Annotated in this window: 5 protein-coding genes and 2 tRNA genes; 5 read left to right on the top strand and 2 right to left on the bottom strand. The window is 68.9% G+C overall.

What is annotated here, in order from left to right; genetic code table 11:
• From ACTIR_RS0108645 to ACTIR_RS0108635, 3 genes are all read left to right on the top strand, one after another.
• On the top strand, positions 1 to 449 hold a 449-nt coding region (locus tag ACTIR_RS0108645), incomplete at its 5' end, for a DUF3566 domain-containing protein (RefSeq protein WP_026453963.1).
• A gap of 52 nt (positions 450 to 501) precedes the next feature.
• Positions 502 to 575, top strand: a tRNA-Ile gene (locus ACTIR_RS0108640).
• 175 nt (positions 576 to 750) lie between these two features.
• On the top strand, positions 751 to 1,167 hold the full coding sequence (locus ACTIR_RS0108635; RefSeq protein WP_007025741.1) for a hypothetical protein: 417 nt from the start codon (positions 751 to 753) through the stop codon (positions 1,165 to 1,167).
• 169 nt (positions 1,168 to 1,336) lie between these two features.
• Here ACTIR_RS0108635 and ACTIR_RS0108630 read toward each other — a convergent pair whose 3' ends face one another.
• Complete coding sequence (locus ACTIR_RS0108630) at positions 1,337 to 1,570, bottom strand: CsbD family protein (protein WP_026453962.1); 234 nt, start codon at positions 1,568 to 1,570, stop codon at positions 1,337 to 1,339.
• Between the two features lie 128 nt (positions 1,571 to 1,698).
• Between ACTIR_RS0108630 and ACTIR_RS0108625 the strand changes: the two genes are divergently transcribed.
• Complete coding sequence (locus tag ACTIR_RS0108625) at positions 1,699 to 1,890, top strand: DLW-39 family protein (RefSeq protein ID WP_007025739.1); 192 nt, start codon at positions 1,699 to 1,701, stop codon at positions 1,888 to 1,890.
• A 31-nt stretch (positions 1,891 to 1,921) separates the two neighbouring features.
• Positions 1,922 to 1,994 (top strand) — tRNA-Ala (locus tag ACTIR_RS0108620).
• A gap of 60 nt (positions 1,995 to 2,054) precedes the next feature.
• Here ACTIR_RS0108620 and ACTIR_RS0108615 read toward each other — a convergent pair.
• A complete protein-coding gene (locus tag ACTIR_RS0108615) occupies positions 2,055 to 2,558 on the bottom strand; it encodes a hypothetical protein (RefSeq protein WP_026453961.1) in 504 nt (167 codons plus the stop codon).
• Between the last annotated feature and the right edge of the window lie 214 nt (positions 2,559 to 2,772).

Raw genomic sequence — 2,772 nt, 5'->3', positions numbered from 1 at the left:
CGCTCGGCGCGCAGGCGCCCGAGCAGGGCCGTGCCGCCGGTGGCGGTTCGCGGCCGATCAGTGCGCTGCGGAGGCCCGGGCGCGGGCCCAGGCGGGCGAACCTGCAGCTCAAGCGGTTCGATCCGTGGTCGGTGCTGAAGCTGTCCCTGGTGCTCGGCGTGGCCCTGTTCTTCGTCTGGCTCGTCGCCGTGGGCGTTCTCTACACCGTGCTCGGCGGGATGGGCGTCTGGGAGAGCATCAACGGCACGTACGACTCGCTGGTGCAGAACGACGGCGCGGCGACGGAGGGTCCGCTGATCACGGCGGGCACGGTGTTCATCGCCGCCGCGGTCGTCGGTGCGATCAATATCGTGCTGGTGTCGGCCCTGGCCACGGTGAGCGCGTTCATCTACAACGTCTGTGCCGACATGGCGGGTGGCCTCGAGGTGACGCTGTCCGAGCGGGAGTAGCGACCCCCGTCGGGAGGTCGCTGATCGCCTGAGGTAAGCTGTTCAGCGTTACGGGCCCATAGCTCAGGCGGTTAGAGCGCATCGCTGATAACGATGAGGTCGGAGGTTCAAGTCCTCCTGGGCCCACCGGAAGGGGCCGGTATCCGGATTCGGGTACCGGCCCTTTTTTCGTCTCCGACCGGGCCACCCGTCCTGTCGTCCCGGTGTCAGTCACAGGCGTGACGTCGTCCGCCGGTGCGTTCATCCGGTTCCGGTGGGGGTAGGTCTCCGACACGACAGTCGGTGACGAAGGGGGCCGGTGATGTGCGCTGCCCGCCCGGATTTCCTGTTGCAGGCGTTCGTCGACGCGGCGAACCAGATGGAGGATTTCGCCATGGGCGTCACCCTGAGCGTGTCGGGTGGCCTCATCACCGGCGACCTGGTGACGGCGACGCGCTGGATGGACGAGGTCGCCACGCTCGTCGAACTGGAGGGGTCGGAGGCGGCGTACCACGTGGCGAACGTGTACCGGGAGCAGTCGGTGCTCTACAAGAAGCGCGCCTCGCAGAACCGGGGTGAGGTGCACGGCGAGGTCACCTACGTACACCTGCGGGACAGCCAGTGGGTGCAACCGTCCGGCCACCTCGGTCCCGAGCCCGGGGTCCACTGGCGTGGTCTGTTGACCGAGGTGGCCGGATGGTCGCTCGGGCGGCTACCGCTGTCCGCCCTGGATTACTGACCCGGGACGGCTCTGCCGCCCGGGGCTCCGGCGGGGCACACCGCCGCTGTTCCATGTGAAACAACGACGTCGGGACGGTGCCCGCCGGGGCGCGCCGGTGCGGAGGGACCGCACACCCGGCGATACGTCATATCGAGTGAATTTCGGATGCGGTCTGTGCCGCCTCCGATCACTGCTGGGACTGTTCGCGGGACTCGGCCCGGCCGGCCTCCTGCTCGGCGCGCTCGGCCTCGGCCTGCTTCTCGGCGGCCGTCTGTTGCGCCTGCCCCTTCTCCTGCTGGGCGCTGCCCTCGCGTTCCATCTCGTCGTTGCCCAGCGCCGTTCCGAAGGTCTCCTTGGCGCGACCCTTGAGGTCCTCGACCGCGCCCTTGATCCCTTCCTGGTTCTCGTCCCGTTCGGCCATGCGACTCCCCTTTCTCCGACGATGACTCCCCGCAGCTACCCGGGTGCGGTACCGGATAAACACGCGGCCGGGGACGTGCAGTAGCATCGGGGGCGCATGGTCAGCAGGTTGTCGAGGAGGGCTTCACCGTGAAGAAGCTGTTGGCACTCGCGGTCGTCGCGGGCGGCGTGTTCTTCGTGATCAAGAAGAACAAGGACGCCAAGGCCGAAGCCGATCTGTGGCGCGAAGCCACCGCACCGAGCGAGCGCCCCACGGCCGGCGCCTCCCAGAACGGCAGCGCCCCGACCAAGGCGAGCTCGGACGCGACGAGCACGAACTGAGACCACCCGCGGGTGATGCCACCCGCGGTCCGGGGCTGTAGCTCAATCGGTAGAGCGCCGCTTTTGCAAGGCGGAGGTCAGGGGTTCGATTCCCCTCAGCTCCACAGCGTGTGACCACACGATGGTGTGGACTCTGTGTCCGTCATCGCCGCTGTGTCCCGTCGTCACCGTGGAGCGGGTTCGTCCCGCTGCCCGTCCCGAGGGTCAAGCCGGCGGCGGGCCCATGGCCTGCGGAACCGCACCAGGAACGTCAGCAGGACCGCGGACAGCAGCAGCGCACCCCCGTCGGTGACGGCGGTCGGCAGTACGCCCGCCGTCCCGTACAGGTCGAGTGAGGTCTCGAAGACTTCGGTGGGGATGACGACCACCCCGGCCGCCTGCGTGACGTTGACGGCGAGCACCACCCAGTACACCCAGTTCCGTCCGGTCAGCGCGAGGAGTCCGAGCGCGTTGCCCACGAGGTAGACGCAGCCGACGACGCGGAAGCCGGTCAGGAAGCCGGGTGCGTTCGCCGCCGCCTCGTCGGCGGTCTGCCCGGCCAGGCGCATGGTGTGCCGGAGCATCTCCTCGTCGACGACGACGAAATTCTGCAACGCGGTGCCGAGGGTGAACACCAGCGAACAGGTGAACACGAGTATCTGCAGACGTCTGGTCCATACCGTGGGCACGTCGATCCCCCCAGGAACGCCCCCGGCACCCGTGCCGGGTGTCTGTGTGTCGCGGAGGGAACGCACCCTAGCACCGGTGAGCGTGTCCGTGGGCGTCATCGCGCCGTCGGCGCTGCACCGGAAGACGTGTCGCGGCCGGCCGGAGTGCTCCACCTGGGCACTCGACGGCCGGCCGCGACGCGCGGGTTCAGGGCCGGTCCCGCTCCGGGGTGTT

The sequence above is a fragment of the Saccharomonospora iraqiensis subsp. iraqiensis genome (assembly GCF_000430445.1).
Lineage (GTDB): Bacteria > Actinomycetota > Actinomycetes > Mycobacteriales > Pseudonocardiaceae > Saccharomonospora > Saccharomonospora iraqiensis.
This window is presented reverse-complemented; position numbering and strand designations above follow the sequence as displayed.

Excerpts from the sequence above, each read along its gene's own strand:
- ACTIR_RS0108630 (WP_026453962.1), bottom strand. The coding sequence starts at position 1,570 with ATGGCCGAACGGGACGAGAACCAGGAAGGGATCAAGGGCGCGGTCGAG.
- ACTIR_RS0108635 (WP_007025741.1), top strand. The coding sequence starts at position 751 with ATGTGCGCTGCCCGCCCGGATTTCCTGTTGCAGGCGTTCGTCGACGCG.